This is a genomic window from Candidatus Roseilinea sp. NK_OTU-006 (assembly GCF_012931985.1).
Lineage (GTDB): Bacteria > Chloroflexota > Anaerolineae > J036 > Brachytrichaceae > JAAFGM01.
This window is the reverse complement of sequence record NZ_JAAFGM010000080.1, coordinates 1-3,029: the sequence shown is the minus strand read 5'-3', so window position 1 is coordinate 3,029 and position 3,029 is coordinate 1. Positions and strand designations below refer to the sequence as shown.

Annotated in this window: 2 protein-coding genes and 1 pseudogene; 2 read left to right on the top strand and 1 reads right to left on the bottom strand. The window is 57.0% G+C overall.

Translation table 11 applies throughout. The annotated features are described in order from the left end of the window. Positions 1 to 1,358, top strand: a 1,358-nt coding sequence (locus GXH28_RS15475; RefSeq protein ID WP_169239915.1) for a glycosyl hydrolase-related protein, incomplete at its 5' end; no start/stop codon positions are given. A gap of 21 nt (positions 1,359 to 1,379) precedes the next feature. Next, positions 1,380 to 2,501, top strand: a complete 1,122-nt coding sequence (locus GXH28_RS15470; RefSeq protein ID WP_169239914.1) for a Gfo/Idh/MocA family protein — start codon at positions 1,380 to 1,382, stop codon at positions 2,499 to 2,501. A 109-nt stretch (positions 2,502 to 2,610) separates the two neighbouring features. Here GXH28_RS15470 and GXH28_RS15465 read toward each other — a convergent pair. Beyond that, a pseudogene (locus GXH28_RS15465) lies at positions 2,611 to 2,796 on the bottom strand (uridine phosphorylase); the annotation flags it as partial. Between the last annotated feature and the right edge of the window lie 233 nt (positions 2,797 to 3,029).

The window sequence follows — 3,029 nt, the reverse complement described above, 5'->3', positions numbered from 1 at the left end:
GTGTAGGGTGTCCGGTCGCCTACAACCCGCTTGGATGGCCGCGCAGCGCCGTCATCGTTGATCCGGAAACGGGTCAGAAATTTCACCTTCGCAACATTCCCCCATTCGGCTACTGCGCCATCACTGATCACATGCGCGACGATGATCTGCCGTCTATCGAGCAGATCAAAGACAATGGAATGATCACCCTGAGGCGCGGCGCACTCTCTGTCACCGTCAACTGTAATCTCGGCAAGATCGTACAAATCACCGGTGAAGCCTTTCCCGATGGGGCGTTGGATGCGACACGGCCACTTGCTGATTTGTCCATGGTGCGCAACGGGATAGCAGACTGTTTCGAGCGGGCCGATGTGGTCCTGACAGGCGACGCGATTCGCATCAACCGATTCGGGCGTGACGGGGCGCTTGTCACCATTACGATTACTTTAGCCCTGGATCAGGATGCTGTAGATTTGCACTACACAGCCCGCAACCTGCCCAGACCAGATGGTGGTGTGAACGCTGCATTGTGCACGCCGATCGCTGTTCGGTTCCCCTATACCCTCATTCACGATCACCCTTATGGCGTAAGCCAGGTCAATCCACACGGCACATACCTCAAAAAGTATCCAATCGGGGACTGGATGACTTCGAAGCAGTGGTTTGAGGAAGTGCACAACCCGTTCACAGCGCTACAGCTCGTTGACTTGGTTGAGGCCGACCCGGCCAGCGGTGAACGCGGGGTACTTATGCTGCACGACGGAAGTCAGGCATTTCTGCGCGATGGCGATCGTTTACTCCATGTCCTAACGATGTATGACCCATGGGATGAAGATTTCTTCTACGACCAGCTCGACGTGCGCGTTCGTTTTATATCCCACGGTCGCATCAACCACGCAGAGCGCTGGAAGCTGGCACAGGAATTTGCGCGCCCGGTGCTTTGTTCTTTCCAGAAGACAAACGGAGCACACCCGAAGCAAGCGTCCGACGTGCTCCCGCCAGCTTTCGGATGCGTGTGGTGCGACGCCGACAACGTCGCCGTCACAGCGTTTTACCGAGAGTCCCAACTTGAGGACGTGCAATATCCGTATGTTCTGCGTCTCGTCGAGTTCAACGGTCAAGCCACAAGCGTGCGACTGCGCCTGCCAGGCCGCATCGCCGACGCGCGCAAGACTAATTTGCTCGGCGAAACCATCAACCGGCTGGCGCCAACACCCGCAGAGCCACCGCTGGAGGTTTTAAGCACTTGGAGCGCTGTTACCTTTGAGATGCGTCCATATGAGATTGCAACGCTCTACCTAGACTTAGAGCTTGGACGCAAAGTCACGCGCGATCTCGACTCATATCGCGATGTGTGGGCAACAGTTCACCGTGTCTGATTCTCGTGGGTTCTATACGTCATGAATCATCGGCTTGGAATCGGCGTGCTTGGTCTGCATGAAGGGCGCACGATGCTCGTGGCGCTGACCCATCCTGTGCCACGCGATCCAGCGACCGACCCCAGGGACATCGGTCGGCTTCGCACCACCCACGTCCGCGCTGTGGCAGGATGCGACTTAAACGAAGAAAAGATCGCTTCAACACGTGCCATTTGTCCCAATCTGTTCTACACCACGCGTTACGAGGAAATGCTAGCGCGCAGCGATGTGGACATTGTTTGTATTTACACGCCGGATCACCTGCATGGCCAGCATGTCGTGCAGGCTTTCGAGGCAGGCAAACATGTGATCTGCACGAAGCCACTGGTGAACTCCCTCGACGACGCGAAACGTGTGCTAGAAGCAGGCCGGCGCACCGGTCGCAAGTTGATGGTGGGACAAAGCACGCGTTTCTTTGAACCCTTCCAGCGACAACGGCGAGCGTTTGAGCGGGGTGAGATTGGCTCGCTAGAACTCGTTGACGCGCACTATGTGCATCGCATGGATTGGTTCTACGAGAAGAGTCCTTGGGCAGCCACAACTACGGATTGGGCCTTCTTGTGCCTGAGCCATCCAGTGGACCTAGTGCGCTGGTATCTCGGCCGTATCATCGAGGTGCACGCTTTTGGATATCGCTCGTCACTGGCCCAGAAGTATGGCGCTGGATTTGATATCTACGCCGCCAACTTGCGCAGCAGCGATGGACGCATCGGCCGAGCGATGGGTCATTACGGTCTCCATGATCTGCCATCCGCTCGCAATGCGATCGAGCTGATGCTATATGGCTCAGAGGGAACCAGCCTGGCCCAGTATCATGACATGCGCTACATCCACACCTCGCCCGACGGCGACATCGTTGAGGATCCGCTCTACGGCAAGCGCGCCTATTACTTCAACAACGAAGTGCATGGCATGCATTACGGCGAATTCGCCAACTACGCCGAATATTTTGCCGAGGCGCTGCTCGAGAATCGCCCCTACTCCCCTGACCTTGAAGAAGGCATTGAGACGATTTGTGTGTTAGAAGCAATCCGGCGCTCGGCACACTCTGGCCGGCCAGTGCAGCTTGCGCCGCTGATGGCAGAGGTAGGCCTGCAAGTGTGAACGATGCGTGATCGGAGTGCTTACCTAGTTTGTCCCGGAGCTGGTGTCCACCGCATCATGATGACCTCGATGAGACATAAGGCCGGATCCCGCTCGTGCAGCTCGATGGTCAACTAATCAGTTCTAACCTCCTCGCCGCCTCCACTGCAACCCGGATCGCGTTCTCGACGGCGATCGCTTTGGCCTCCAGCACAACGCGCTCGTCCTCGGTGCGCTGGGCGATCACGCCGCACACGCAACCCGCGGCGAAGCCATACACGCCGCCCATCTTGAACAGCGTGCCGCTCTCCATCTGCTACAGGACACCACCCGCTCTGCCGGAAAGAAGTCCTCCAGTGCGAAGTGGTCGGCGTGCGGCAAGTGTTGAATAATCAGGCTGGGCATGGCTTGCGCTCCGACTTAAGTCTATAGGCGCAGCCATGCCTTTTTGCCATGTCCAGCCTGTTACTCTAGTCACAAACGCAGCTATTCGCCTCTTTTCTCGGTAATGAGCACGCTAACACCATCTTTGCCGGGCGTGATCATGAT

What these genes read in the sequence shown, in the direction of transcription:
- GXH28_RS15470 (WP_169239914.1), top strand. Translation starts at nt 1,380, where the DNA reads ATGAATCATCGGCTTGGAATCGGCGTGCTTGGTCTGCATGAAGGGCGC.